General features: G+C 63.3%; 25 protein-coding genes and 2 riboswitches. Of the genes, 13 read left to right on the top strand and 12 right to left on the bottom strand.

Going from position 1 to position 26,270, the window contains the following annotated elements; all coding sequences use genetic code 11:
- Nucleotides 1-7: 7 nt before the first annotated feature.
- Entirely contained in the window at nucleotides 8-1,525 is a 1,518-nt protein-coding gene (locus FAY22_RS11120) for a leucyl aminopeptidase (RefSeq protein ID WP_146330262.1), read from the bottom strand.
- 41 nt (nucleotides 1,526-1,566) lie between these two features.
- Here FAY22_RS11120 and lptF point away from each other — a divergent pair, with 41 nt between their 5' ends.
- Genes lptF through FAY22_RS11105 form a run of 3 tightly spaced genes read left to right on the top strand, consistent with a single transcriptional unit; the run spans nucleotide 1,567 to nucleotide 4,195 of the window.
- The gene (gene lptF / locus FAY22_RS11115; RefSeq protein WP_146330261.1) at nucleotides 1,567-2,700 is read left to right on the top strand and encodes an LPS export ABC transporter permease LptF; all 1,134 of its coding nucleotides are present in this window, start codon (nucleotides 1,567-1,569) and stop codon (nucleotides 2,698-2,700) included.
- Nucleotides 2,697-3,824 (top strand): LPS export ABC transporter permease LptG, encoded by a 1,128-nt coding sequence (lptG, locus tag FAY22_RS11110; protein WP_146330260.1) that lies wholly within the window; start codon nucleotides 2,697-2,699, stop codon nucleotides 3,822-3,824. The genes lptF and lptG overlap by 4 nt, the downstream gene beginning before the upstream one ends.
- Before the next feature lie 2 nt (nucleotides 3,825-3,826).
- Entirely contained in the window at nucleotides 3,827-4,195 is a 369-nt protein-coding gene (locus tag FAY22_RS11105) for a sirohydrochlorin chelatase (protein WP_146330259.1), read from the top strand.
- Nucleotides 4,196-4,218: 23 nt separating this feature from the next.
- Here the strand turns inward: FAY22_RS11105 and cobA are convergent, their stop codons facing one another.
- Genes cobA through FAY22_RS11070 form a run of 7 tightly spaced genes read right to left on the bottom strand, consistent with a single transcriptional unit; the run spans nucleotide 4,219 to nucleotide 10,950 of the window.
- Nucleotides 4,219-4,953, bottom strand: coding sequence for a uroporphyrinogen-III C-methyltransferase (cobA, locus tag FAY22_RS11100; RefSeq protein ID WP_146330258.1), 735 nt, complete (start codon nucleotides 4,951-4,953; stop codon nucleotides 4,219-4,221).
- 12 nt (nucleotides 4,954-4,965) lie between these two features.
- Entirely contained in the window at nucleotides 4,966-6,288 is a 1,323-nt protein-coding gene (locus tag FAY22_RS11095) for a sulfate adenylyltransferase subunit 1 (protein ID WP_146330257.1), read from the bottom strand.
- Nucleotides 6,288-7,223 carry a sulfate adenylyltransferase subunit CysD gene (gene cysD / locus FAY22_RS11090; RefSeq protein WP_146330256.1) on the bottom strand — a complete coding sequence of 312 codons (936 nt, stop codon included), beginning with the start codon at nucleotides 7,221-7,223 and terminating at the stop codon, nucleotides 6,288-6,290. Before cysD ends, FAY22_RS11095 begins: the two co-directional genes overlap by 1 nt.
- A gap of 3 nt (nucleotides 7,224-7,226) precedes the next feature.
- Nucleotides 7,227-7,943 carry a phosphoadenylyl-sulfate reductase gene (locus FAY22_RS11085; RefSeq protein ID WP_146330255.1) on the bottom strand — a complete coding sequence of 239 codons (717 nt, stop codon included), beginning with the start codon at nucleotides 7,941-7,943 and terminating at the stop codon, nucleotides 7,227-7,229.
- Between the two features lie 3 nt (nucleotides 7,944-7,946).
- A complete protein-coding gene (locus FAY22_RS11080; RefSeq protein ID WP_146330254.1) occupies nucleotides 7,947-8,474 on the bottom strand; it encodes a DUF934 domain-containing protein in 528 nt (175 codons plus the stop codon).
- Nucleotides 8,467-10,161 (bottom strand): nitrite/sulfite reductase, encoded by a 1,695-nt coding sequence (locus tag FAY22_RS11075; RefSeq protein WP_146330253.1) that lies wholly within the window; start codon nucleotides 10,159-10,161, stop codon nucleotides 8,467-8,469. Before FAY22_RS11075 ends, FAY22_RS11080 begins: the two co-directional genes overlap by 8 nt.
- A 15-nt stretch (nucleotides 10,162-10,176) precedes the next feature.
- Nucleotides 10,177-10,950, bottom strand: a complete 774-nt coding sequence (locus tag FAY22_RS11070) for a sulfite exporter TauE/SafE family protein (RefSeq protein ID WP_146330252.1) — start codon at nucleotides 10,948-10,950, stop codon at nucleotides 10,177-10,179.
- 133 nt (nucleotides 10,951-11,083) lie between these two features.
- Here FAY22_RS11070 and FAY22_RS11065 point away from each other — a divergent pair, with 133 nt between their 5' ends.
- Entirely contained in the window at nucleotides 11,084-12,025 is a 942-nt protein-coding gene (locus FAY22_RS11065; RefSeq protein WP_146330251.1) for a CysB family HTH-type transcriptional regulator, read from the top strand.
- A gap of 45 nt (nucleotides 12,026-12,070) precedes the next feature.
- Nucleotides 12,071-12,250, top strand: a riboswitch (yybP-ykoY riboswitch).
- A 3-nt stretch (nucleotides 12,251-12,253) separates the two neighbouring features.
- Nucleotides 12,254-12,823 carry a TMEM165/GDT1 family protein gene (locus FAY22_RS11060; RefSeq protein WP_146330250.1) on the top strand — a complete coding sequence of 190 codons (570 nt, stop codon included), beginning with the start codon at nucleotides 12,254-12,256 and terminating at the stop codon, nucleotides 12,821-12,823.
- On the opposite strand, the gene FAY22_RS11055 is transcribed toward FAY22_RS11060, so the two are convergent.
- Nucleotides 12,824-13,696: an IclR family transcriptional regulator gene (locus FAY22_RS11055; RefSeq protein ID WP_146330249.1), complete on the bottom strand. Its 873-nt coding sequence runs from the start codon at nucleotides 13,694-13,696 to the stop codon at nucleotides 12,824-12,826.
- Between the two features lie 110 nt (nucleotides 13,697-13,806).
- Between FAY22_RS11055 and FAY22_RS11050 the strand changes: the two genes are divergently transcribed.
- The 3 genes from FAY22_RS11050 to FAY22_RS11040 all read left to right on the top strand — a co-directional run bounded on the left by FAY22_RS11050 (nucleotide 13,807) and on the right by FAY22_RS11040 (nucleotide 16,133).
- Nucleotides 13,807-14,802 carry a fumarylacetoacetate hydrolase family protein gene (locus FAY22_RS11050; RefSeq protein WP_146330248.1) on the top strand — a complete coding sequence of 332 codons (996 nt, stop codon included), beginning with the start codon at nucleotides 13,807-13,809 and terminating at the stop codon, nucleotides 14,800-14,802.
- Between the two features lie 9 nt (nucleotides 14,803-14,811).
- On the top strand, nucleotides 14,812-15,375 hold the full coding sequence (locus FAY22_RS11045) for a VOC family protein (protein ID WP_146330247.1): 564 nt from the start codon (nucleotides 14,812-14,814) through the stop codon (nucleotides 15,373-15,375).
- A gap of 110 nt (nucleotides 15,376-15,485) precedes the next feature.
- The gene (locus FAY22_RS11040) at nucleotides 15,486-16,133 is read left to right on the top strand and encodes a LysE family translocator (RefSeq protein WP_146330246.1); all 648 of its coding nucleotides are present in this window, start codon (nucleotides 15,486-15,488) and stop codon (nucleotides 16,131-16,133) included.
- A gap of 49 nt (nucleotides 16,134-16,182) precedes the next feature.
- On the opposite strand, the gene FAY22_RS11035 is transcribed toward FAY22_RS11040, so the two are convergent.
- The 3 genes from FAY22_RS11035 to FAY22_RS11025 all read right to left on the bottom strand — a co-directional run bounded on the left by FAY22_RS11035 (nucleotide 16,183) and on the right by FAY22_RS11025 (nucleotide 19,852).
- A complete protein-coding gene (locus FAY22_RS11035; RefSeq protein WP_146330245.1) occupies nucleotides 16,183-17,991 on the bottom strand; it encodes a chemotaxis protein CheA in 1,809 nt (602 codons plus the stop codon).
- Nucleotides 17,991-18,779: a protein phosphatase CheZ gene (locus tag FAY22_RS11030; protein WP_146330244.1), complete on the bottom strand. Its 789-nt coding sequence runs from the start codon at nucleotides 18,777-18,779 to the stop codon at nucleotides 17,991-17,993. Before FAY22_RS11030 ends, FAY22_RS11035 begins: the two co-directional genes overlap by 1 nt.
- A gap of 176 nt (nucleotides 18,780-18,955) precedes the next feature.
- Complete coding sequence (locus tag FAY22_RS11025; RefSeq protein WP_146330243.1) at nucleotides 18,956-19,852, bottom strand: alpha/beta hydrolase; 897 nt, start codon at nucleotides 19,850-19,852, stop codon at nucleotides 18,956-18,958.
- A 132-nt stretch (nucleotides 19,853-19,984) separates the two neighbouring features.
- Nucleotides 19,985-20,206, top strand: a riboswitch (cobalamin riboswitch).
- A 118-nt stretch (nucleotides 20,207-20,324) separates the two neighbouring features.
- Between FAY22_RS11025 and FAY22_RS11020 the strand changes: the two genes are divergently transcribed.
- From FAY22_RS11020 to FAY22_RS11000, 5 genes are read left to right on the top strand one after another with little or no spacing between them, the layout of a single operon-like run.
- Entirely contained in the window at nucleotides 20,325-22,217 is a 1,893-nt protein-coding gene (locus FAY22_RS11020) for a TonB-dependent receptor domain-containing protein (protein WP_246860484.1), read from the top strand.
- Between the two features lie 19 nt (nucleotides 22,218-22,236).
- Nucleotides 22,237-23,235, top strand: coding sequence for an iron ABC transporter permease (locus tag FAY22_RS11015; RefSeq protein WP_146330242.1), 999 nt, complete (start codon nucleotides 22,237-22,239; stop codon nucleotides 23,233-23,235).
- A complete protein-coding gene (locus tag FAY22_RS11010; protein WP_146330241.1) occupies nucleotides 23,232-24,011 on the top strand; it encodes an ABC transporter ATP-binding protein in 780 nt (259 codons plus the stop codon). Before FAY22_RS11015 ends, FAY22_RS11010 begins: the two co-directional genes overlap by 4 nt.
- The gene (locus FAY22_RS11005; protein ID WP_146330240.1) at nucleotides 24,004-24,822 is read left to right on the top strand and encodes an ABC transporter substrate-binding protein; all 819 of its coding nucleotides are present in this window, start codon (nucleotides 24,004-24,006) and stop codon (nucleotides 24,820-24,822) included. Before FAY22_RS11010 ends, FAY22_RS11005 begins: the two co-directional genes overlap by 8 nt.
- A complete protein-coding gene (locus FAY22_RS11000) occupies nucleotides 24,819-26,255 on the top strand; it encodes a cobyric acid synthase (protein ID WP_146330239.1) in 1,437 nt (478 codons plus the stop codon). Before FAY22_RS11005 ends, FAY22_RS11000 begins: the two co-directional genes overlap by 4 nt.
- Nucleotides 26,256-26,270 lie beyond the last annotated feature (15 nt).

Below are 26,270 nucleotides of genomic sequence, written 5' to 3'. Positions count from 1 at the left end.
CCGTTCCTTATGCCGCTTTCTTGCCGCTGGCCTTGTTGATCAGGAAGGTGGTCAGCAGCGGCACTGGGCGCCCGGTCGCGCCCTTGGCCGCGCCGGATTTCCAGGCAGTGCCGGCGATATCCAGGTGCGCCCAGGTGTACTTGCGGGTGTAGCGCTCCAGGAAGCAGGCTGCCGTGATGCTGCCGCCGGGCGGCCCGCCGATATTGGCCATGTCGGCGAAGTTCGACTTCAGCTGTTCCTGGTAGGCGTCCTCGATCGGCATGCGCCACGCGGTGTCGCCGGCGGTCTTGCCCGCGGCCAGCAGCTCGTTGGCCAGCGCGTCATGCGCGTCGTCGCTGCGCGTGAAGAGGCCGGAGTTGTGATGGCCGAGCGCGGTTACGCAGGCGCCGGTCAGCGTCGCCACGTCGATCACGGCCGCCGGCTTGAAGCGCTCGACGTAGGTCAGCGCATCGCACAGGATCAGGCGGCCTTCGGCGTCGGTGTTGAGGATTTCGATGGTCTGGCCCGACATCGAGACAACGATGTCGCCCGGTTTGGAGGCGCGGCCGGAAGGCATGTTTTCGCAGGTCGGGATCACGCCGATCACGTTGAGCTTCAGGCCCATCTCGCCGATCGCATGGAAGGTGCCCAGCACCGACGCTGCGCCGCACATGTCGTACTTCATCTCGTCCATGTTGGCGCCCGGCTTGATCGAAATGCCGCCGGTATCGAAGGTGATGCCCTTGCCGACCAACACGATCGGCGCATCCTTGGCCTTGCCGCCCATGTGCTTCAGGATGATGAACTTCGGCGGTTCTTCGCTGCCCTTGGTGACAGACAGGAAGCTGCCCATCTTGAGCGCCTCGATCTGCTTGCGGTCCAGCACTTCGACGCCGAACTTGTAATCCTTCGCCAGGCTCTTCGCGACATTGGCAAGGTGGGTCGGCGTGCAGATATTACTGGGAAGATTGCCGAGGTCCTTGGTGAGGGCCACGCCGTTGGCAATCGCAACGGCTTGCGTCACGGCGGCCTTGGCGGCAGGCGTTGCGGCGCCGGAGGCGGCAAGCGCGACCTTCTTCACGCCTGTCGGCGCTTCGTCCTTCTTGCTCTTGGTGGTGTCGTAGCGGTAGGCGCCGTCGCGCAAGGCCAGGATCGCCGCGCGCGTCGCCCAGGCGGCGTCGCGCTCCTTGACGCCTTCCAGCGGCAGCGCCAGCAGCGCATCGCTGCTGCCGAGCGAAGCAAACACGCGCCCGGCGGCCTGCACGGCGGAGACGAAGGTCTTGTCGCTCACCGCTTCGTCATTGCCGAGGCCGACCAGCAGTACGCGTTCGGCCGCGACGCCGTCCAGTCCGCGCAGCAGCAGGGTGGAGCCGGCCTTGCCGCTGATGTCGCCCGACTTGAGCGCGGCGCTGATGGCGCCCTTGCCGTCGAGCTCGCGCGCGGCTTGCGACAGTTTCTTGTTTTCAAATACGCCGACGACCAGGCAGCCCGTTTTGATGCTGGCGACGCCGGTTTTTGCGTCGTATGTTTTTATGCTAAAGTCCATGAGTCGCTCCTTATCCAGACGCAATTATAGTCTTCAATTCAATGATCTTTCAGCGCGCTCTCCGACGCGAATTGGTAAGTACCGCAGGCGCTGTCTTCACCACGCTTTTCACCATTACCATCACCGTGATGCTCATCAAGATCCTCGGCCAGGCCGCGGGAGGCAAGGTCGCATCGTCGGATGTGATCGCGCTGATCGGCTTCGCGGCACTTAATTATCTGCCGGTCATCCTTATTCTCACAGGGTTTATTTCCGTCCTGGTGGTAGTGACGCGCAGTTATCAGGACTCTGAAATGGTTGTATGGTTCGCGTCCGGACTTTCCCTGACGCGCTGGATCGCGCCGGTGCTGTCGTTCGGCGTGCCGATCGTGGTGCTGACCGCGTTGCTCTCTTTCATCCTGACACCCTGGGCAGCGCGCCAGAGCGCCGAATTCCGGGAGCGTTTCGAAAAGCGCGAAGACATCGCAAAAGTATCTCCGGGAAAATTCCAGGAATCGGCATCGGCCGACCGCATCTTCTTCGTCGAGGGCGTGAGCGGCGACGCCACCAAGGTCAGGAACGTGTTCGTCAACACCGTGCAGAACGGGCGCACCAGCGTCGTGGTCGCCAGGGAAGGCTCGGTCGCGCTCGATCAGCATGGCGACAAGTTCCTGGTCATGAGCAAGGGACGCCGCTATGACGGCATCACCAACCAGCCGGATTTTCGCGTCATGGAGTTCGAGCGTTACGGCGTGCTGGTGGGGCGCCAGTCGCAGGCGGTGGTGGGGGACAAGTCGGCCCGTTCGCTGCCCACACCGGCCCTGCTGGCCGATCCGAACAAGTTCAACCGCGGCGAATTGCTGTGGCGCGCCTCCTTGCCCCTGATGTGCCTGCTGCTGATGCTGCTTGCCATTCCCCTGGGCTTCGTCAATCCGCGCGGCGGGCGCTCCGCCAACTTGCTGATCGCGCTGCTGCTCTTCGTTGTCTACAGCAATATGGTCAGCGTGCTGCAGGCCGCCGTGGTGCAGGAGCGCCTGTCGCTCGGGGTCGCGTCGTGGCCGATTCATCTGACGGCCGCCCTGCTGATCGCGCTGCTGTTCGCCTGGCGCCTGTTCATCAACAGCCCGCGCCATCCGGCGGCGCTGTGGGGCGCATTCAAGCGCACCGTCATGTTCAGAAAGGCCGCGCGGGCATGAAAGTCTTGCAAAGATATGTCGCGTCCGAAATCGTTGGCGCGGTCTTCTTCGTGCTGGTGGCCTTCCTGGCGCTGTTTGCGTTCTTCGACCTGATCAGCGAGTTGCCCGAGGTCGGGCGCGGCGGCTACAAGCTGCAGCATGCGTTCATGTACGTGGCGCTGGGCTTGCCCGGCTACGTGTATGAACTGATGCCGATCGCGGCGTTGATCGGCACGATCTATGCGCTCGCCCAGCTCGGGGCGCGCTCCGAATTCACCATCATGCGCGCTTCCGGCCTGTCCACGCGGATGGCGGGCTTCATGCTGGCCAAGGTCGGCATCGTGTTCGTGCTGCTGACTTTCCTGTTCGGCGAATTCATTGCGCCGGCATCCAGCCAGTTCGCGGAAAAGCTGAAGCTGCAGGTGCAGGGCTCGATGATTTCGCAGGAATTCCGTTCCGGCTACTGGACCAAGGATGTGATCCGCGAGAACGGGCTGACCGGCGAAGCCATCGGCTCGCGCTTTTTGAACGTGCACGAGGTGACTCCTGACGGCCAGTTGCGCGGGGTGACGCTGTACGATTTCGACCGCGACTTTCACCTGACCGCGGTGGTGACGGCAGTCCATGCGGACTACCAGGGCAATAACGCCTGGCGCTTGTCGGACGTGGCGGAGACAACTTTCTCGACCGGCGCTCCGGATGTCACCTCCACCGTGAAGACGGCACGCGAGCCGTCAAGAAAGCTGATCTCGGAAATCACGCCCGACATCCTGTCGGTGCTGTTCGCCGACCCGGACCGCATGTCGGCGCTCGACCTGTCGGCCTACATCAAGCATCTGGCGGAAAACAACCAGAGCACCGGGCGCTATGAAATCGCGTTCTGGAAGAAGCTGGTCTACCCGTTCGCGGCGCTGGTGATGATGGCGCTGGCATTGCCGTTCGCCTACCTGCATTTCCGCGCCGGCGGCGTGAGCCTGAAGATCTTCATCGGCATCATGATCGGCGTGAGTTTCCAGCTGCTTAACAGCCTGTTCTCGCACCTGGGCTTGCTCAATACCTGGCCGGCGCTGGCGACGGCGCTGCTGCCGAGCGCTTCCTTCCTGGTGCTGGCGATCGGCGCGCTGCTTTGGGTGGAAAGACATTGACCATGAAAAAACGCGCACTTGTCCTGTTTGCGCACGGCGCCCGCGATCCGCGCTGGGCCGAACCGTTCCAGCAGTTGCAGCAAATCATCCAGGCGCAGGCGCCCGACCTGTCGGTGTCGCTCGCCTTCCTCGACCTGATGGCGCCGCGCCTGCCGGAACTGGTGGAACAACTGGTGCGGGACGGCTGCGGCGACGTCACCGTGGTGCCGGTATTCTTCGGGCAGGGCGGGCATGTGCTGCGCGACCTGCCGCTGATGATGGAGCAGTTGCGCCAGGCATATCCCGGCCTCACATTGAAGACCGCCCAGGCTGTAGGCGAGGATGAACAGGTGCTCGGCGCGATTGCGCGCTACTGCATCTCGACGCTTTGAAGGGTAGCGGCGCCGGATCGGATTCAGCCGCGCTTGTTTCGTGTCGCCATTGCCTCGCCTATCATCACCAGCACCGGCCCGCTGCAATCGGCCAGCCCTTTTTCCAGATCGGCCAGACGCAGGCGCAGCACGCGCTCGTTGTCGCGGCTGCAGTTCTCCACCACCACGAGCGGCAAGTCGGGAGAGCGTCCCTGCGCCAGCAATTTTTGCGCGGTGACGATCGCCTCCCTGCCGCCCATGTACTGGATCAGGGTGTCGCAGTCGGGCAGGGTGGTGTGTTCAGGGTGGTTCGGCGCGGTGGCGGAAGTGAAAAACGCGACGCTGCGCGCCACGCCGCGCTTGGTCAGCGGCTGTTTGGTCGAGGCGGCGGCGGCCAGCGCGGCCGTGATGCCTGGCACGATCTCAACCTCGATGCCTTCGGCTTCCAGCGCGTGCAGCTCCTCGTCGGCGCGCCCGAACATCATCGGGTCGCCGCCTTTCAGGCGTACCACCAGCTGGTATTTCTTTGCGCAATAGACCAGTTGCTGATTGATGAAAGTTTGCGCGGTCGAGCGTTGCCCGGAGCGCTTGCCGACCGAGATCTTTTCCGCCTGCGGGCACAGCGCCAGCATGTCGTCGGTGACCAGCGCGTCGTACAGCACGACATCGGCCTGGGAAAGGATGCGGGCGCCGCGGACCGTGATCAGGTCGGCGGCGCCCGGGCCGGCGCCGAGCAGAACGACTTTGCCGAACGTGTTCTGCGCGGGCAGTTTTGACATGAGCTGCTGTAATCAGGCGATGCGGATCATGCCGGCGGCGACGGTCTGGTGCGTCACCTCGTCGATCAGGATGAACGCGCCGGTGGAGCGGATCGCGTCATACGCATCGGCCGCCAGCGGCTGCTGCACGTTGATCGATACGGTCGCGATATCGTTCAGCTTCAACGCATCGGCGGGGCGGCACTCCTGTGTATTGATGTCGAGCAGCGTGTCGATCTTCGTCACGCGCGCCGCCACCTGCTTGGTGGTGTGCTTGAGCCAGTACTTGCGACGCATGTCGAGCGGTTCTTCCGACAGCCAGCAGACGTCTGCGGTGACGGTCTTCTGCAGCGTGGCCGGCTGCTCCGCGGAGGAGAGCATGTCGCCGCGCGAAATGTCGAGATACTCGTCCAGCAGGATCGTGACCGACTGTCCGGCGACGGCGGACTGCAAGGAGCCTTCCAGCGTCAGGATATCCTTGACCGTTGCGCTCTGGCCGCTCGGCTGCACCACCAGCTTGTCGCCCTTCCTGACCTTGCCGGCTTCGATACGGCCCATATAGCCGCGGAAGTCGTTCGCTTCGTGGCCGTTATGGCGTGCCACCAGCTGCACCGGGAAGCGCAGCGGCTGCTCGTGCGCTTCGTCGTAGACGGACAGCGATTCGAGCAGGCTGATCAGCGTGGGGCCCTTGTACCAGGGCATCTTGTCGGAGGCTTCCACCACGTTGTCGCCGGCCAGCGCCGACAGAGGAATCGGATGCACGTCGGCCAGGCCGAGCTGTTGCGCGAACTGCTTGTAGGCCGCGACGATGCGGTCGTACACGGTCTGGTCGTAATTCACCAGGTCCATCTTGTTGACCGCGACGATCACGTGCTCGATGCGCAGCAGGTGAGCGATGGTCGAATGGCGCTTGGTCTGCGTCAGCAGTTCCACGCTGCCGTCGTCGCCCAGCTTCACTTTCGACACGTCGATCAGGATGATCACCGCGTCGGCGGTCGATGCGCCGGTCACCATGTTGCGGGTGTACTGCTCGTGGCCGGGGGTGTCGGCGATGATGAACTTGCGCTTCGGTGTGGCGAAATAACGGTACGCCACATCGATCGTGATGCCTTGCTCGCGCTCGGCTTCCAGGCCGTCGGTCAGCAGGGAAAGGTCGACCGTGTCGCCCACGGTGCGCTTGTGCTTGGCGCGCGAAATCGCGTCGAGCTGGTCGGCGAAGATCCCTTTGCTGTCGAACAGCAGGCGGCCGATCAGCGTGCTCTTGCCGTCGTCGACCGAGCCGGCGGTAATGAAGCGCAGCAGGCCGCGCTCGGCGCTGGCGTTAGAAAGTACTTGTTCTGCAACTGCGGCGTTCATCAGAAATATCCTTCTTTCTTGCGTTTTTCCATCGATGCTTCGGAAGTCTGGTCATCCATGCGGGTCGCTCCGCGCTCGGTGATTTGCGTGACCGCGGTTTCGGCGATGATCGCATCCACATCGGCTGCGTCGGACGCGACCGGGCAGGTGCAGGAGATGTCGCCGACGGTGCGGAAGCGCACCACGCGGGTTTCGACCGTCTCGCCTTCGCGCGCGGGAGTGAGGTTCGTCAGCGGCACCAGCAGGCCATTGCGCGGGATCACCTGGCGCTCGTGCGCGAAGTAGATCGGCGGCAGTGCCAGCTGTTCGCGCGCGATGTACTGCCACACGTCGAGTTCGGTCCAGTTCGAGATCGGGAACACGCGCATGTTTTCGCCCGGATGGACGCGGGTGTTATACAGGTCCCATAGTTCGGGGCGCTGCGCCTTCGGGTTCCATTGGCCGAATTCGTCGCGGAACGAGAAGATGCGCTCTTTTGCGCGGGCCTTCTCTTCATCGCGGCGGGCGCCGCCGATGCAGGCGTCGAACTTGAATTCGTCGATGGTTTCCAGCAGGGTCACCGCCTGCGCAGCGTTACGCGAATCGGTTTGCGGATTGCGCAGTCGTACCGTGCCGCGCTTGATCGAGTCCTCGACCGAACGCACGACCAGGCGCTCGCCCAGTTCCTTGGCGCGGCGGTCGCGGAATTCGATCACTTCCGGAAAATTGTGACCGGTATCGATGTGCACCAGCGGGAACGGGAATTTGCCCGGACGGAATGCCTTCTCCGCGATGCGCAGCAGGACCACCGAGTCCTTGCCGCCGCTGAACAGAAGCGCCGGGTTGGAGCACTCTGCCGCCACCTCGCGCATGATATGGATCGCTTCCGATTCGAGCCAGTCCAGGTGCCGGTTGCTGGCTGCATCCAAAAAGAGTTTTTCGACTGCTGTATTCATGTTTTAGTTTGCCACCGATTTGATTCTGACGAGCTTGCCATCGACCACGTGCAGGCCGCATTCCTTCGATTCCGGGTTCTCCCACCACCAGCGTCCGGCGCGCACGTCTTCGCCCGGCTGGATGGCGCGGGTGCAGGGCTCGCAGCCGATCGACGGATAACCCTTGTCGTGCAGCGGGTTATACGGCACGTTATTGCTGCGGATGTAGTTCCACACATCCTCTTCCGACCAGTCGGCCAGCGGGTTGAACTTGGCCATGCCGTGCGCGGCGTCGTCTTCCTGCACTGCGAGTTCGGCGCGGGTGGTCGACTGCGCGCGGCGCTGTCCGGTGATCCAGGCCTTGTTGCCGGCTAGGGCGCGCTTCAGCGGCTCCACCTTGCGGATGCGGCAGCATTCCTTGCGCATCTCGACACTGTCATAGAACGCGTTCAAGCCATGCTGCTGGACGTAGGCATCCACTGCGGATTGCTCCGGCTTGAACAGTTTTACTTCGTAGTCGTAGGTTTCCCTGATGCGGTCGAGCATGCCCAAGGTTTCCCTGTGCAAGCGGCCGGTCTCCAGCGAAAAGATTGTGATCGGCAGCTTTGCGCGCAGGATCATGTCGGTCAGAACCATGTCCTCGGCCGCGAGGCTGGAGGCGAACACAGCCGGGGAGAAGTCGCTGCCAATCCGGCTCAGTGTGGCCTGCGTGGCGGCCACCAAGGCGTTGAAATCGGCCATCGCTTATTCCTGCGCTGCTTTCTGACCGCGCTCGGCGCGGCGGTACAGCGGCAGCTTCATGTCCCAGGCGGCCTGATAGGCTTCCGAAAAATCGGACAGGCTCTTCAGTGCGTCGTGGATGTTGCGATCCTCGCGCGTGGCGAACGCATTGAAGCCGACGCGCTGCATGTAAAACATCTGGTCGCGCAACACGTCGCCGATGGCGCGCAGTTCGCCGGCATATCCCAGGCGCACGCGCAGGTTGTAGGCGATCGAAAAGCCGCGGCCATCGGAAAACTTCGGGAAATCGACCGCGATCACCGGCAGCTGTGTCACGTCTTCCTTCAGCACTTCCGGCCGTTCGTGGCTGGCGATCCATACGCCGATGTCCGTGCGCTTCTTCAGTTCGGTGCGCTGCGCTTCCCATACCGTCAGCGGCACGATGAACTTGCCAGCCGGGACGGCAACCGCCTCCGGTGTTTCGCCTTCGGCCAGTTTCAGCACGGTCCAGTCGTCGTTGACGACTGCCTTATCCTTGATGATTTCACGCATATTCGTCTTCCCCTACCAATGCGCCGCCTTCGATCGGCGTCGCATACACATGTTCCTTGAAAGGCTCGATACCGATGCGGCGCACCGTATCGATGAAGCGCTCTCCCTGCAGGCGGTCCCGCACATAGACCTGCAGCAGGCGATCGACCACGCCCGGCACCTGCAGTGCCGAGAACGACGGGCCGATGATCTTGCCGACCGAGCTGTGGTTGCCCTGCGCGCCGCCGATCGAGATCTGGTACCACTCGGAGCCGTCCTTGTCGACGCCGAGGATGCCGATGTTGCCGATATGGTGATGGCCGCAGGCGTTGATGCAGCCGGACATGTTCAGCTCGATCTCGCCGATGTCGTGCTGGAAGTCGATATCCTCGAAGCGCTCGGTGATGGCCGCCGCGATCGGGATCGACTTGGCGTTGGCCAGCGAGCAGAAATCGCCGCCCGGGCAGCAGATCACGTCGGTCAACAGGCCGATGTTCGGCGTGGCCAGATGATGCGCCTTGGCTTGCTGCCATACCTCGAACAGCTCCGATTGCTTGACGTCGGCCAGCACCAGGTTCTGCTCGTGCGTCACGCGCAGTTCGCCGAAGCTGTAACGGTCGGCCATGTCGGCCACGAAATCCATTTGCTCGGCGGTCGCGTCACCGGGCGGTACGCCGGGCTTTTTCAGCGACATGACGACGGCGGCATAGCCGGGCACCTTGTGCGGCTTGACGTTGCGCTTCATCCAGTTGTCGAAGGCCTTGCTTTCCGCGCGCTGCTGCTTGAGCAGCGCATCTTCGTTTTCCAGCTTTTCATAGGCCGGCGGCGTGAAGTAGGCGGCGATGCGGTTGAATTCCTCTTCGGTGAGGGTGCCGGGACCATCCTTCAGGTCGGCCCATTCTTCCTCGACCATGCGCGCGAATTCCTCGACGCCGGTGGCCTTCAGCAGGATCTTGATGCGTGCCTTGAACTTGTTGTCGCGGCGGCCATACTGGTTGTAGACGCGCAGGATCGCTTCGATATAGGTCAGCAGGTGCTGCCACGGCAGGAACTCGCAGATGAAGCTGCCGAGGATCGGGGTGCGGCCCAGGCCGCCGCCGACCAGCACGCGGTAGCCGATTTCGCCTTGCGCGTTCTTGACGATCTCGATGCCGATGTCATGCATCTGCAGCGCCGCGCGGTCTTCCTTGGCGGCGTTGAAGGCGATCTTGAACTTGCGCGGCAAGTAGGCGAATTCCGGATGGAAGGTGCTCCACTGGCGCACCAGCTCGGCATACGGGCGCGGATCGACCAGCTCGTCGGCCGCGACGCCGGCATACTCGTCGGCGGTGGTGTTGCGCACGTCGTTGCCGGAAGTCTGGATCGAGTGCATCTCGACCGAGTTCAGGTGCTCCAGGATGTCCGGCACTTCTTCCAGGTTGATCCAGTTGAACTGGATGTTCTGGCGGGTCGTGAAGTGGCCGTAGCCGCGGTCGTACTTGCGCGCGATGTAGGCGAGCTTGCGCAGCTGGGTCGACGACAGCAGGCCGTACGGGATCGCGATGCGGTACATGTAGGCATGGCGCTGCATGTACAGGCCGTTCTGCAGGCGCAGCGGCAGGAATTCCTCTTCGGTCAGCTCGTTGGCGAGGCGGCGCCGCACCTGATCGCGGAACTGCGCGAGGCGCTCCTTCACGATCAGGTGATCATATTGGTCGTAACGATACATCTCTCTTCCAATCTCTTAAAAAACCATTTTCGCGGCGACGCCGGTGAGCGTCGTGGCCAGCAGGCCGCGCAGAACCTTTTCGGGCATCGCCTTGGCGGCGAGCGAACCGATCGTAATGCCGGGCACGGAGCCCAGCAGCAGCGTCATCAGGAGTTCCCAGTCGATCGAACCCAGCCACCAGTGGCCGAACGCGGCGATGGCCGTCAGCGGCACGGCGTAGGCGATGTCGGTGCCGGCGATTTCCGCCGGGGACAGGCGAGGATACAGTAATACCAGGATCGTTGCACCCACGGCGCCGGCGCCGATGGAGGAAATGGTTACCAGCGTGCCGAGCAGTGCTCCGACAGCCACGGTGGCGATGGCGAGCTTGACGCCTTGCAGCTGCTTTTCCGGGTGGGCAATCACCCAGGCCTGCATGCGGCCGCGAAACAGAAGCGCGACCACGGTCAGCAGTACCGAGCCGGCGATCGAGTAACGGATGATGTGGGCGATTTCCTTGTCCAGCGCCCCGAAGTATTTCAACCCCAGCGTCGCCAGGACGGCTGCCGGCAGCGCGCCCATGCACAGATGGCGCACCACTTCCCAGCGTACCGTGCCGCGCACGCGGTGCGCCAGCGTGCCGGCGGCCTTGGTGGTCGAGGCAAAAGCCAGGTCGGTGCCGACCGCCACCGTGGGGGAGACGCCGAACAGCAGCGTCAGGAGCGGTGTCATCAGCGACCCGCCGCCCACGCCGGTCAAGCCGACCAGGGCACCGACCGCGAACCCGGAAAATACATAAGAGAGAGTCATGAAGCCTCGCACAAAGGAGTACGAATCGTAATAAACTAATTCCTTATTCCAAACTACTTAGTATTTATTTGCTTATATGCTTATTTGGCATAAACAAAAATGCGAATAAGTTGGCAATGAATCAAGGGAAACGATGAACCTGCATCAACTTCGCTTCGTGCGCGAAGCCGTCCGGCAAAATTTCAACCTGACCGAGGCCGCCAAGGCGCTGTACACCTCGCAGCCGGGCGTGTCCAAGGCCATCATCGAGCTGGAAGAAGAGTTGGGCGTGGATATCTTTACCCGCCATGGCAAACGCATCCGCGGTCTGACCGAGCCGGGCAGGGCGGTGCTGCGCTCGGTCGAGCTGATCATGCAGGAAATCGACGGCCTCAAGCGCATCGGCAAGGAGTTCGCGGCGCAGGACACCGGCAGCTTCACCATCGCCACCACGCATACCCAGGCGCGCTATGCGCTGCCGCCGGTGGTGCAGGCATTCATGCACCGGTTCCCCAAGGTACGATTGTCGCTATTGCAAGGAAATCCCAAGCAGATCGCGGAAATGGTGCTCAAGGACCAGGCGGACATGGCGATCGCAACCGAAGCGATTGCCAGCGTGGACGGCCTGGTGACCTTGCCATGCTATCAATGGGAGCATGTCGTGGTGGTGCCGCCGGAGCACCCCTTGCTCAAATCCAGCACCATCACCCTGGAAGAAATCGCCACCTTTCCTCTGATTACTTACGACAGCGCCTTTACCGGCCGCGCCAAGATCGACCATGCTTTCGCGATAAGAAGCCTCAAGCCCGATGTATTGCTGGAAGCGATCGACGCCGACGTGATCAAGACCTATGTGGAACTGGGCATGGGGATCGGCATCATTGCGGGAATGGCATTCAACGAAGAGCGCGACAAGGGCTTGCGGGCTATTTCCGCCGGCCACCTGTTCGGCACTAACGTCTCCCGGGTGGCGTTGAAGCAAGGCGCCTATTTGCGCGGCTATGTATACAGTTTCATCGAATTGCTGACGCCCACGATGAATCGCAAGCTGATCGAGCAGGTGATGAGCGGCGTGAAAGACAGCTACGAGTTATAACTATTTTCCGTCGGCTCGACATCCTGTCTGCAATGACTTAGAATCCTGTCCGTCATTGGGGAGTAGCCGCCCTCCGAATTGCGAGAGGGGCTTGCGTCAACAGACTTGATCCATCCGCGATCATGGCGCAAGCGACTTCAGGTTTGGCGAGACCTTTGACCATGCCGCTTCTGCTTTGGGCCGGAGGGTGCGCATGGTCATCGGTTCATGTCCGGCCCTGGAGTTTTCATGGAAGCTTTCCTCGTCTCATCCGGCATCGTCGCCCTGGCCGAAATGGGCGACAAGACGCAACTGCTGTCGCTGCTGCTTGCCGCCAAGTTCCGCCGTCCGATTCCGATCATCCTCGGTATTTTCGTCGCAACAATATTCAACCATGCGTTTGCCGGTGCCGTCGGCAACTGGATCACTGCTTATGTGGGCAAGGATGCCATGCGCTGGGTGCTCGGCCTGTCCTTCCTCGCGATGGCGGCGTGGATGCTGGTGCCGGACGAGCTGGATGATGTGGAAGCCAAGCCGGCGCGCTTCGGCGTGTTCGGCGCGACCGTGATCGCATTCTTCCTCGCGGAAATGGGCGACAAGACGCAGATCGCCACCGTTGCACTGGCGGCGAAATACGAGCAGTTGTGGGCGGTCGTGGCCGGCACCACGTTCGGCATGATGCTCGCTAACGCGCCCGCCGTGCTGCTCGGCAGCAAAATCACGAAGGCTGTTTCGATGAAGCTGGTGCACGCGGTTGCGGCGGCGATTTTCGCGGTGCTGGGCGTGCTCACCCTGCTCAATGTCGGCAGCTTGTTCTAGTTATTCCCGGTAGCCGAGGCGCTGCGACAGCTGCCGCGCATGCGCCCTGGTTTGTTGCGCGACCGGGCCTTCCCACTCATGGTCGATCTGGGCGGCGGAACCGACCACCGTCAGTGCGAAGCGCATCCTGCCCTCGTGGTCGAACACCGGGGCGGAGAAGGCGTTGAAGCCGGCGATCAGGCGTTCCGCGGCACGCGTGCGGCCGGGTGCGCGCGCTGCCGCCGGATCGAGATGGCCGATCATGCGCGCCATCCCGTGCTGCCGCGTTTCCTGCAATAGCGGCGCGAATTCCTGTTCCGATTGCGGCGCATCCAGCTGCTCGCGGCGATTCTGCATCAGTTCGGCGTGCAACAGTTCCTTCGTTTCATCTTTCGGCATGAATGCCGCAAAACACAGCCCGCTGGCGGTGTACGTCATCGGCATCACGCTGCCGATCTGCAGGTTGATTGCGACCGGCCGGCGCGACTGCAGCAAGCGGATATAGGTCGGGCCGAAAGTGCCCCAGGCCGACAAGGCGACCGTCTCGCTGGTGGCATCGCGCAATGCCTCCAGTGTCCGGTCCGCCAGCCGCACCGCATCCAGCCTGCCCAGCGAAACCAACCCCAGTTCGAGCGCGAGCGTCCCAAGGTCGTACAGTCCGCTGGCCGCATCCTGCTCGACCAGGCCGATGCGGATCAGGCTGACCAGATACCGGTGGGCCTTGGCGGCCGGCATGCCGGCGCCTTTCGCCAGCGCGGAGAGCGCAAGCGGGCCGGGCGCCTTGGCCAGCGCCAGGAGCAGCGGGCCGGCCACTTCCACCGACTGGATGCCTTGACGCGCGTTAACGGCGTCGGTTTCGGCTGGCGTGACCGGCGAGAGGGTGGTTGATTTCATGCTGGAGCGGGATTACGATATGGTGAATTAATTTAATAATACGTAATTGTCGCAATGGTAAAGCAGTTTGCCTCTACACGCTACCCTGCGCCACCTTTCAAGGAGACCGGATGAAACTTGCCACACTTAAAGACGGCACCCGCGACGGCCAGCTTGCCGTCGTGTCGCGCGATCTCAAGTCGGCGCATATCGCCGACGGCATCGCGCCGACGCTGCAGCGCGCGCTGGACGACTGGGGCTTCGTCGCGCCGCAACTGGAGCGGATTTACGAACAGCTCAATGCCGGCAAGGCGCCGCGTGCCTTTGACTTCGATCCGAAACGCTGCATGGCGCCGCTGCCGCGCGCCTTCCAGTGGGCCGACGGCTCGGCCTACGTCAACCACGTCGAGTTGGTGCGCAAGGCGCGCAATGCCGAGATGCCGGAATCGTTCTGGCACGATCCGCTGATGTACCAGGGCGGCTCCGACGACTTCATCGGCCCGGCTGACGATATCGTACTGGCGTCGGAAGAGTGGGGCATCGATTTCGAGGGCGAGGTGGCGGTCGTTACCGACGACGTGCCGATGGGGACGACACCGGAACGGGCGTTATCGCACATCAGGCTGCTCATGCTGGTCAACGATGTCTCGCTGCGCAATCTGATTCCGGCGGAGCTGGCGAAGGGCTTCGGCTTCTTCCAGTCCAAGCCGGCTTCGAGCTTTTCGCCGGTTGCGGTCACGCCGGACGAGCTTGGCGAAGCCTGGAAGGAGGGGAAGGTGCACCTGCCGCTGCGCGTGACCTGGAACGGCGCGCTGGTCGGCCAGCCCGATGCCGGCGTCGACATGGTATTCAATTTTCCGCAGCTGATCGCGCATCTGACCAGGACGCGCAACGCGCGCGCCGGAACCATCGTCGGTTCCGGCACGGTGTCGAACAAGGATGCGAAGAAGGGATACAGCTGTATCGCCGAAAAGCGTTGCCTCGAAATGATCGCCGACGGCGCGGCCAAGACGCCGTTCATGAAATTCGGCGACCGGATTCGCATCGAGATGCTCGACGCGAACGGAAAATCGATTTTCGGCGCGATCGACCAGCAGGTTGCGCCGGCTGAGCTAACCCGGAAGTAAGGAGGCGTCATGGACTCGGTAACCACTACCCAGATCGGACTGCCGGCTGCCTTGCCGGCCTCCGTGCCGGTTCACGGACTGCATCATTTCGCCTACCGCTGTCGCGATGCGGAAGAAACGAGGCATTTTTATGAAGACATCCTCGGCCTGCCGCTGTTTCACTACATCCGCTCCGACATCGTGCCGTCGACCGGCGAATACTGCCCGTACGTGCATATCTTCTTCCGCATGACGGACGGTTCCTGTCTCGCGTTCTTCGACCTGGGCGACGACGTGGCGCCCGCGCCATCGCCAAATACGCCGGCCTGGGTGAACCACATTGCGTTGCGCGTCGACACCGTCGAGCAGCTGGAAGCGATGAAGGCGCGGCTGGAAGCGCATGGCATCGAGGTGCTCGGCGTGACCGATCACCGCGTGTTCAAGTCGATCTACTTCTTCGATCCGAACGGCATCCGCCTCGAATTGTGCGCGCAACTGGCGTCCAATTCGCAGATGTTTGCCGAGCAGAAGGGCATTCGCGACAAGCTTGCCGCCTGGTCGAAGGAAAAGGCGGAGCGGCTCGCCAGCAAATAAGCAATCCGTGGCGCGGCGCTTTGCCGCAGGAACGCGGTGTCGAGCCGGAGCGTGAAGCCGGGCGCGCGGTGTGGCATCATCGGCGGGAATGGAAAATTCGGAGAACCGAGATGAGCGAACTGTTCCCTGCATGGCCGCTGATGGCGGCATTTTTCGTGGCGAGCCTCGCGCTTACCCTGACGCCCGGACCCGCCGTGATTTACGTGGTCACGCGCACGCTGGCCCAGGGGCGGCCGGCCGGGCTGGCTTCCGTGGCGGGCGTCGCGCTGGGCAACCTTGGCAATGCCGTCGGGGCCGCGATCGGGCTGGCCGCGCTGTTTGCGATTTCATCGCTGGCATTCACCGTGGTCAAGTACGCCGGCGCGGCATATCTCATTTATCTGGGGATAAAGGCCTGGCGCGCGCCTGCGCAGCAAGCGGCCCAGACGCAATTCGCTCCGGCGCGCCTGACCAGGATTTTTCGTGATGGCTTCGTGGTCGCGCTGTTCAATCCGAAAACCACCATTTTTTTCGCTGCGTTCCTGCCGCAGTTCATGCAGCCGGGGGCTCCGGCCATGCCGCAGAGCGTGCTCCTGGGGGCGATCTTTGTCGTCATCGCGGTGGCGACCGACTCGATTTATGTGCTGGCCGCCAGCATCGTCGGGCCGTTGCTGACGCGGGTGCGCAGCGCAGGAGCGATCGGCCGCTATGTAACGGCCGGCGCTTTCATCGGACTTGGCGTATTTACTGCTGCAGCCGGCGGGCGCGGCGCAAAGTAGGCGGGGTAGCGTCCTGCCGGCATTGGCGGCAGGACGCGCGGGCGCAGATTTATGCAGCCAGCCGGTTGGACATGATCTTGCAGCCGTCCAGCAGGAAGGCGAGGCTGATCACCAGCACCAGTTCGCCTTCGGCGGAACGCGCCGTGCCGTTGACGCCCGGGACTGCCAGCGCGGTCAGCGGCTTGATCACGAGATCGGCCGTGCCGTCCACGCCTTCCACCGCGAGAATGTAGGGGTGCGGCGCGGCGATCACGATCCCGACCTTTTCACGGCACGGTTCGTAGCCGAGGATTTCCGCCAGCGAGCGCACCGCCAGCGGCCGGCCCTGGTCGCGCAGCACCGGCGCGCCGCCGACGGCGGAAAATTCTTCCGGCAGTTCGACCACGCGCTGCACCACTGCCATCGGCATCGCCAGCAGGGCGCCGGAGGTGCGTACCAGCATGGTCGGCACGATCGACAGCTCGATCGGCAGGCGGATCGTGAAGCGGGTGCCTTCGCCCAGCTCGGAATCGATGCGGATGGCGCCGCGGTGCTTTTCCACCGCCGTCTTCACCACGTCCATGCCCACGCCGCGTCCAGAAACGCTGGAAGCGACTTCCTTGGTCGAGAAACCCGGCAGGAAGATCAGCTGCAGCGCCTCTTCCTTGGTCTGCGCCGCGTTGTCGCCGATCAGTCCCTTGGACAGCGCCTTGGTGCGCAGGCGGTCGGGATCCATGCCCTTGCCGTCGTCCGACACCTCGATCATCACGCTGCTGCCTTCCTGCCAGGCTTTCAGGCGGATGGTGGCTTTCGCGGCCTTCGGCGTGGCGGCGCGCTCGTCGGCGGTTTCGATGCCGTGGTCGAGCGCGTTGCGCAGCATGTGCACCAGCGGATCGTACAGGCTGTCGACAACGACGCGATCGACTTCCGTTTCCGCGCCTTCGATCACCAGATCCACGTCCTTGCCGAGATCCTTCGCCAGCTCGCGCACCAGGCGCGGGAATTTCTGGAACAGGCGACCGACCGGCTGCATGCGGGTGGACAGGGTGGCGCGCTGCAGTTCGGTCGAATAGCGCGACGCCCGCGCCAGGGTTTCGGCCAAGGTCGACATGAGCGCGGCGGCCTGGCCTTCGAACTTGAACTGCGCCAGCTTTTCCAGCAGCACGGCGGCCTGGTTCGCGGCCTGCACCGATTCGCCGGCGACTTCCAGCAGGGCGTCGAGCTTGACCGCATCGATGCGGATGGTGTCTTCCTTGACCTGCGCGATGACCGGTTTGGCGCCCTCTTCGGTCGCGGCCTTGGCAATCGGCGTCACGGTCGCCGCCGCAGGTGCGGCCGGCGCCTGCGGGGCGGGCAGCGTGCCTGCCGGGACAACCGCGCGGTACAGCGCTTCCCAGTCCAGCTCGCCGCCGGGCAGGGTGGCAGCCGCTGGCGCGGCCGTGGCCGGGGCGGCCTGCGGCGCTTCGGCCGGTGCCGCTGCGACTGCCGCCGCGGCCTTGCCTTCGATGGCTTGAGTCAGGATATCCTTGAGTGCGTCCGGCATCGCCGGCAACGTTTCCGGCGCGGCGCCGTTGGCCAGCTGTTTCAACTGGTCGCCGACAAACCCGCTGGCCTGCAGGCCGGCTTCGATCGCTGTCGGCGTCACCGGCACCTTGCCGGTGCGCAGGCCGTCGAACAGGTTTTCGGTCAGGTGGCAGGCGGATACGATGGCCGGAAGGTTCATGAAGCCGGCGCCGCCCTTGATGGTGTGGAAGGAGCGGAACAGCGCGTTCAAGGTATCCGTGTCGTTCGGATGCCGTTCCAGCGAGAGCAGGTGCTCTTCCACGTTCGTCGCGAGGTCGAGCGCCTCGACGACGAAATCCTTGAGCATGTCATCCATTAGAACCCCAGATCGGCAAGCAAGCTGTCGACATCGTTTTGCGCCAGCGCCGTCTCCGGCGCCGACGGACCTTGCATCAGTTCGACCGGCTTCTGTTCCGCGATCGCGGCCTTCACCTCCGGCGGCGCATTATCGCGCAGCAGCTGCGCCAGCTCGAGCTCGACGGTGTTCGTGATGGCGATAATCTTCTTGATCAACTGGCCGGTAATGTCCTGGAAATCCTGCGCCATCATGATGTCGAGCAGCCGCGCCTTCTCGGCGTCGCTGGCCGCCAGCACGGCGGTGGCGAACTGTTTCGAATCGCCGGCCAGCACCTTGAATTCGTCGATGCTGAGCTTGCCATCGAACAGCTGCGCCCAGCGGCCTTCCATGTCCGAGGCTTTCTTGCCCAGTTCTTCCTGTTCCGGCATGCAGGTGTCGACCGTGTTGAGCACCTTGTTGGCCGCCTGCTCGGTCAGCGCGGCGATGTGGTCGAGGCGACCCTGCGCATCGCTGATCTGGTCGGCGACGTTCGACAGCGAGCGGTCGTAGCCGAGCTGGCGCAGCGAGTCGTGCAGCATGCGCACGATGCCGCCCAGGCGCTCGTACATCGGCTTGCCCGACTGGTCCTGTACAACGCATGCCGCATCGCCGTCCTGCAGTTCGGCGCTGACGGCGCATGCGACATCGACGGCGACGGGTTCGGCGGCCTGTTCCGCCGCTGCGGGGGCTGGGTCGGGTACTGTCTGCGCGCGCTGTGCGGCTACCTGGTCAAATAGTGCTTCAAGATCATCTGCAGCGTCGGTCATGTCAGTGCTTTCCCAATATGGATGTCGGCGTTGTTCTTACAATCGACCCTGTCGCAGGTCTGTGTCCGGCATTTTGTAACGTTTTGAAACACGATTATCAGTCACGAGTTGACTATTCGCAACTTCGTATTTGCCACATCATAATACTGGCCGTCTGGCACGGCCAAGGACACGCTTTAAATCTGTTGTACCGATGCTTCTTCGCCGGCAGGACGGACGCATCCGGCGTCGGAAAACAGCGCGATGCTGGCTTCATGCAAGGGGTGTCCCGGTGTGGCGAATGCATCGCAGATGGTGAGGTGATTGGCGTCCGGCAGCGCGATATCCGCGCGGTGATTCGCTTGCCAGGCATTTGCGATGAGGCCGGTCTGGCGCTTGAATTCGTCCGATTCGAGGCCGCCGACGGCCGTGATGAACGGCGCCGCATGCGCCTGCGGCATGGCGCTGGGCGACAGGGGCGCGATATCGTCTTCCGTCAGTTTCAGGTCGACGTTGACGAAGCCGGCATGCCGTACCGGCTCCAGATCGTAAATGCCAGACATCAGCACTGCAGCCTTGACCAGGTCCGGCGGCAGTTCCGGATCGAACGTCGGCCATAGCGCCGCGAGCATCATCGCGGTCAGATGGGCGCCGGCCGAATGCCCGGCAACCACGATGCGCTGAGCATCGAAATCGTAGGCGTCGGCGTGCCGGTACAGCCACGCCAGGGCACGCAACTGCTGGCGCACGATCTCGGCGATCGGGACTTCCGGCGCCAGCGAATAATTGGTCAGCGCGACATTGAACCCGGCGCGGGTAAAGGCCGGCGCAATGAACGAGAAATCCGACTTGTCGAGCGAACGCCACCAGCCGCCGTGGATGAATACCAGCAGCGGCGCGCCGCTCTTCGGCGCCGGGAAGAAATCCAGCCGCTCGCCGCTGGCCTCGCCATAGGCAAGGTCGAACAGCGCCGCGTGACTGCGCCGCACGGTCGCCGAATCCTTCAGCCAGCGGGTGAAGATGCGCGGATGATCGGGGATCGCGGCGCGGGCGTTGTATTGCTGGCTATAGTATTCGGCTTGATTTATTGACATGGATATGCGGCATCAATCGGAAAAATGAAGGCGCATAGTTTACTGGTTTGTCATGAGACAGGCCATGTGTTTGTCAGCGCTGTCGCAACGACCGGAGAAGAATTGTTCATTTGACTCGACGTCTTGTGGCACGTAAACTACGCGCGTTTTGGTGCCCGCGCCCATGTTCATGAGCGCAGTTAAACGGGAAACACGAGGCTTGTCATATAGCTAACGTGTGCTGCCCCCGCAACGGTAAACAAGCGTCACCCTGAGGTGACAGGCGATCTCTCGACACCACTGTGCAAGCTGCATGGGAAGGTGGATTGCTTTGGCTTGTTAGCCCGGATACCGGCCAGGACAAGGAGGAAGTGCTGCGACGGGGAGGTTCGCGAACGCGCGCTGGTTTGCCGGCTAAGCCGGTACCGGTTCTGGTTCATTCGTTTTCGATCATCCCGTCGGGACTTCTGTTGAATTCGGTGTGCGGGGAAGCATGCCGAAAGCCTTTTTCGAAAACACCATCATGACTTTTTTCACCTCACGTCCAGTCAACGCGGCATGGACGCCGATCGCGCTCGTTTCCGCATTGACCGTCGCGCCCGTTTACGCTCAGACAGACAGCGAAAAGACGCTGGCTCCGGTCGTAGTGACTGCGTCGCGCACCGAGCAGCTGCAGACCGAAGCGTTGCCGCATACGACGGTGCTGACTGCACAGGAAATCCGCAATTCGCAGGCAGTTGACCTGCCTGCGCTTCTCAAGCGCGAAGCGGGCGTTCAAATAACGCAAAACGGCGGCCCCGGCCAAGCCAGCGGCATGTTCGTGCGCGGCGCTGAAACTCGGCAGACGTTGGTGCTGATTGACGGTGTGCCGCTGACCAAGCAGGACGCTACCGGCACGGTCAGCATCGAGCACCTGATGCTCGACCAGATTGACCGGATCGAGATCGTGCGCGGTAACGTCTCGAGCATTTACGGCTCCGGCGCCATCGGCGGGGTCATTCAAGTCTTCACTAAACGTGGAGAAGGAGCGCCGAGCCTCAACGTCAACGCGGAAGCGGGATCGCGCGGCACGACGCGGGTATCGGCAGGTGTCAATGGCTCATCAGGCGCTACGCGTTATTCGCTTGCAGCTTCCGACTTCCGGACTGACGGATTCTCGGCGCTGAATCATGACCAGATTGCGAGCGCCAACCCCGACAAAGACGGCTACCGGAATACCAGCGTCAGCGGAATGGTTTCCCAGGAGTGGTCGAAGGGGCAGGAGCTGGGCCTGCGCTTTTCAAGCGCGGAGGGTAAATTCGATTTCGACAGCAGCTTCGGCGCCCCGACCGACGTCCATTTCGGCAAGACCAATGTCGACACTTTCACACTGTTTACCCAAAACCGATTTGCCTCGAACTGGTCTTCCCGCGTGATGTACTCCGAGTCCCGCGACAAGAACGCAAATCACTACGATACGGCATTCGGCGTTTCGGATGACCGCTTCGTCAGCAAGACGCGCAGCCTGCAATGGAATAACGAAATCACCTTGTCGCCCACTTGGACCGCAACGGCGGGAGCCGAGCGGCAGTGGCAGGCGCTGGACAGCGACGACGGATTCGGTACCGTGTTTGCAACGAACCGCAATGCCAACAGTATCTTCGCCGGGTTGCAAGGCAGACTGGATGCGCATCAGTGGCAAGTGAACGTGCGGCACGATCAGACCGATAAGGTCGATTCGGCGACCACGGGATATCTCGGTTACGGATTCAATTTCACGAAGGCGTTCAAGGCGACCGCTAGCTTGTCTTCCGGATTCAGCGTGCCTCCGCTCGGTTACCTGTACTCGCCGTTCTTCGGCAATCCGAACCTGAAGCCGGAGCATTCCCGCTCGGCAGAACTCGGTCTGCAGTACGCAACTTCGGCTGCATTGCTGCGCGCGACCCTGTTTAAAACGCGTGTTACCGATCAGCTGCAATACGACCTGGTGGCGAACCGCTTCGAAAATGTTGCGCGTGCCAGCAACGAGGGCCTTGAGCTGAGCGCCAGCGGTACCTGCCTTGATACCGATTTGCGCGCGAGCCTGACCCTTCAGGATCCGCGCGACGATACGACCGGCCAGCGTTCGCGTCGACGCGCACGGACGCTCGCGTCGCTCTCCGCGAACAAGACTTTTGGTCATTGGCAGGTGGGCGGAGATCTGGGCTATACCGGGGTTCGCCAGGATGGAACACGCGAGCTGGGCGCGTATTGGATCGGCAACCTGACTTCAAGGTATGAGATCAAGAAAGGGCTTTCGCTGTTCGGGCGAATCGAAAATCTGTTCGATCGTGATTACCAGACCGCTTACGGCTACAACCAGCCTCCGCGCGGCGTATTCGTCGGCGTAAACTGGCAACCTTTGTAACCTGGTACCGGACAAGACGATGCGACAGGCGAACTTCCTCATGGCTGTGCTGGCCCTGCTGGCCTGTGGCAGCCTATTGTTCGCCAGTGTCGTCGGTTCGGTTGCCACCCCTGTCCCCGATTTAATTGCGGCATTCGGCGAGATCCTGCGCGGCCAACCTTCTTCGCTCACCGCCACTCTCCTGGAGTTGCGCCTGGGCCGCGCCCTGTCCGCCTTCGTCACCGGCGCCGCCCTGTCGCTGGCCGGCGTCATGATGCAGGCATTGCTGCGCAATCCGCTGGCCGATCCCTATGTGCTAGGGGTTTCCGGCGGCGCCGCCGTGGGAGCGCTGGGCGCCATGCTGTTGTTCGGCGCTGCCTGGATCGTCGATGCCGCGGCCTTTGGCGGCGCCGTCGTGGTGGCGCTGCTGCTGTTTCTCCTTGCGCGCCGCGACTTGCGCGGCGGCGCGGAAGGCAGCGCGCCGATGCTGTTGCTGACCGGCGTCATCGTGTCGTCCGGTTGCGCCGCGCTGGTTACCTTGATGTTGTCCATCGCGCCGGAAAACCGCCTGCGCGGCATGGTGTTCTGGCTGATCGGCGACCTGTCTTCGACCCAGCCACGCCTTCTGCCATGGCTGATCTGGCTGGCCGCGCTCGGATTTGCGCTGCGCATGGCGCGCGCGATCAATGTCGTCGCGCTGTATGCGGAAGCGGCGGCGACGCTGGGAATCCGCGTCGATCGATTGCGGAAAGGGCTGTTCCTGTGCGCAGCGCTGCTGACCGCAAGCGCGGTGAGCAGCGCTGGCAGCATCGGCTTCGTCGGCCTGATCGTGCCGCATGCCTGCCGCTTCGCCTGGGGCTCCGATCACCGACTGCTGCTGCCGGCCGCCACCCTGGCCGGCGGAAGCTTCCTGGTGCTGGCCGATACGCTGGCGCGCACCGTCGCGGCGCCGCAGCAACTGCCGGTCGGCGTGATCACCGCGCTGATCGGCGTGCCGGTGTTTCTGTTACAGCTGCATCATGTCCAGAGGAGGGCATGATGCAGGCCGCCGGTTTATCGCTGCGCGTCCGCGGCCGCCTGCTGGTCGATGCGCTGGACTGGCAGGTCCGCCCCGGGGAATGCTGGTGCGTGATCGGCCGCAACGGCGCCGGCAAGAGCACGCTGCTGCGCACGCTGGCCGGCTTGCGCGAGCCGGACGGCGGGCGCGTATGTGTCGGCGGCCGCGATCTGGCCGCGTGGCCATTACTGGAGCTGGCGCGCCAGCGGGCTTATCTGCCGCAGAACCGCAATGACGCGTTCGGTTACCGCGTCATCGAAACCGTGCTGGCTGCGCGACACCCCTATCAGGATGCGCATTACTGGGATGCCGAGCAGGATCACCAGAGAGCGCACGCAGCGCTGCGCGCGCTCGATGTCGATGCCCTGGCGCAGCGCGACATCCGCACGCTGTCCGGCGGCGAGCGGCAGCGCGTCGCGATTGCGGCGGCGCTCGCCCAGGACACGCCGCTGCTGCTGCTGGACGAGCCGGCCAATGCCCTCGACCTGGCGCACCAGGTGGGCGTGATGGAGCTGATGGCGAGCCTGTGCCGCCGCGACAACAAGTCGATCGTCATGGTCAGCCACGACCTGAACCTGGCCCACAGCGCAGCCACCCATGCGCTGCTGTTGATGGGCGACGGACGCTGGATTGCGGCCGATGCCGCCAACGCGATGAAACCGTCGCTGCTGAGCGCCTGCCTCGGGTATCCGATCGAAACCGTCCAGCATGGCGGACGGACCATTTTTATTCCAACGCAGCGCTCCCATCATGAATGAATACGCAAGCGGGCAGGCCTGTTACCGCCGCATCGTCTGCCTGTGCACCGAGGCGGTCGAAACGCTGTACGCGCTCGGCGCGCAAGATGCGATCGCCGGCATTTCCGGGTTCACCACGCGGCCGGCGCGTGCTCGCCGGGAAAAGCCCAAGGTCAGCGGCTTTTCGTCATCGCGCATTGAACGCATCCTGGCGGTCGAGCCCGATCTGGTGATCGGCTTTTCCGACATGCAGGCCGAGATCTGCCGCGATCTGGCTGCGGCGGGTGTGGAAGTGCACTTGTTCAACCAGCGCGATATCGCCGGCATTTTTCATATGGTGCGCGTGTTGGCCATGCTGGTCGACCGGCAGGAGCAGGGGCGGGAACTGCTCGCCGGACTGCAGGCGCACATCGACGCGGCGCGCTTAAGCGCGAGCCGATGGACTGCCCGGCCCAGGGTTTATTTCGAGGAATGGAACGATCCGCTCATCAGCGGCATCGGATGGGTTTCCGAGCTGATTTCTATCGCCGGCGGCGACGATGCGTTTGCCGAGCTTGCCAGCCACGCGGGCGCGAAGGAGCGCATCATCGCCGATCCCTTCGAGGTGGTGCGGCGGGAGCCGGATATCATCATCGGCTCCTGGTGCGGCAAGAAGTTCCAGCCCGACAGCGTGCGCGGACGTCCCGGATGGGACTGCATCCCGGCGGTGCGCAACGGCATGGTTGCGGAGATCAAGTCGGCCGACATCCTGTCGCCGGGACCGTCGGTCATCACTGAAGGATTGCCGCAAATCGCCGCCCTGGTCGAGCGCTGGCAGCGCGCGCAACTATGACGTTCCCGTATCACACCCTGATGGTGCAGGGCACGACCTCGGATGCGGGAAAAAGCACCCTGGTCGCTGCGCTGTGCCGTCTGCTGGCGCGCGAAGACGTAAGGGTTGTACCGTTCAAGCCGCAGAACATGGCCCTCAACAGCGCCGTCACCATCGACGGCGGCGAGATCGGCCGTGCGCAGGCGCTGCAGGCGCAGGCGGCCGGGCTGGCGCCGCATACCGACATGAACCCGGTGCTGCTCAAGCCGTCGAGCGACACCGGTGCGCAGGTGATCATTCACGGCAAGCCGTGCGCCGAGATGGAAGCGTGCGACTACCATCGGTACAAGACCGTGGCGATGCGGGCGGTGCTTGCATCCTATCGACGGCTGTCCTCCGCTTACGATGCCGTGATCGTCGAAGGCGCGGGCAGCCCGGCCGAAATCAACCTGCGCGACCGCGACATCGCTAACATGGGATTTGCGGAAGCGGTCGACTGCCCGGTGATCCTGGTCGCCGACATCGACCGCGGCGGCGTGTTCGCGCATATCGTCGGCACCTTGGACTGCCTGTCCGAAAGCGAACGCAGGCGCATCATCGGCTTCGTCATCAACCGCTTTCGCGGCGACATCCGCTTGCTGGAGCCGGGGCTGGAGTGGCTGGAAAAGCGGACCGGCAAGCCGGTGCTGGCCGTGCTGCCCTACCTGCACGGGCTGCAGCTGGATGCGGAAGACGCGATCGAGCAGGCGCAGGGCGCGCGCGGGACGTTCCGCGTCGTGGTTCCCGTGCCGCCGCGCATCAGCAACCATACCGATTTCGATGCGCTGCGGGCGCAGCCGGAGATCGATCTGCATTTCGTCGGTCCGGGTCGGCCGATTCCGCCGGCCGACCTGATCATCCTCCCCGGCAGCAAGAACACCCGCGCCGATCTCGCCTGGCTGATGGAACGTGGCTGGCGCGACGCGCTGTTCAAGCATCTGCGCTACGGCGGCAAGGTGATCGGCGTGTGCGGCGGCTACCAGATGTTGGGGAAAACCATTACCGATCCATCGGGCGTGGAAGGAAATCCCGGCGTGTCGCAGGGATTCGGCCTGCTTGATATCGACACGGAACTGACGCGGGACAAGCGGCTGGCGCAGGTCGAAGGCCGTTGCGCGTTCGCCGATGCGACGGTGAGCGGATACGAGATCCACATGGGCATCACCCGGGGCTCCGCCACGGCGAATCCCGCCTTCCGTATCGCCGCTCGACCGGAAGGAGCGCGCTCGCCGGATGACCAGATCCTGGGGACTTACCTGCATGGCCTGTTCGACCGTCCGCAGGCGCTTCGCGCATTGCTGAACTGGGCCGGGCTGACGCAGGTGACGCCGGTCGACCTGGCGCAACTGCGCGAGCAAAGCATCGACCGCATCGCCGACGCGGCTGCGCCGGTGCTGCAGGCGCTCCGGAAATAAGGGCGGGCGGCCGCG

The sequence above is a fragment of the Noviherbaspirillum sp. UKPF54 genome (assembly GCF_007874125.1).
In the GTDB taxonomy this organism is placed as follows: Bacteria; Pseudomonadota; Gammaproteobacteria; order Burkholderiales; family Burkholderiaceae_D; genus Noviherbaspirillum.
Note: the sequence above shows the minus strand (reverse complement) of the source record. Positions and strands in the feature narration are given on the sequence as shown.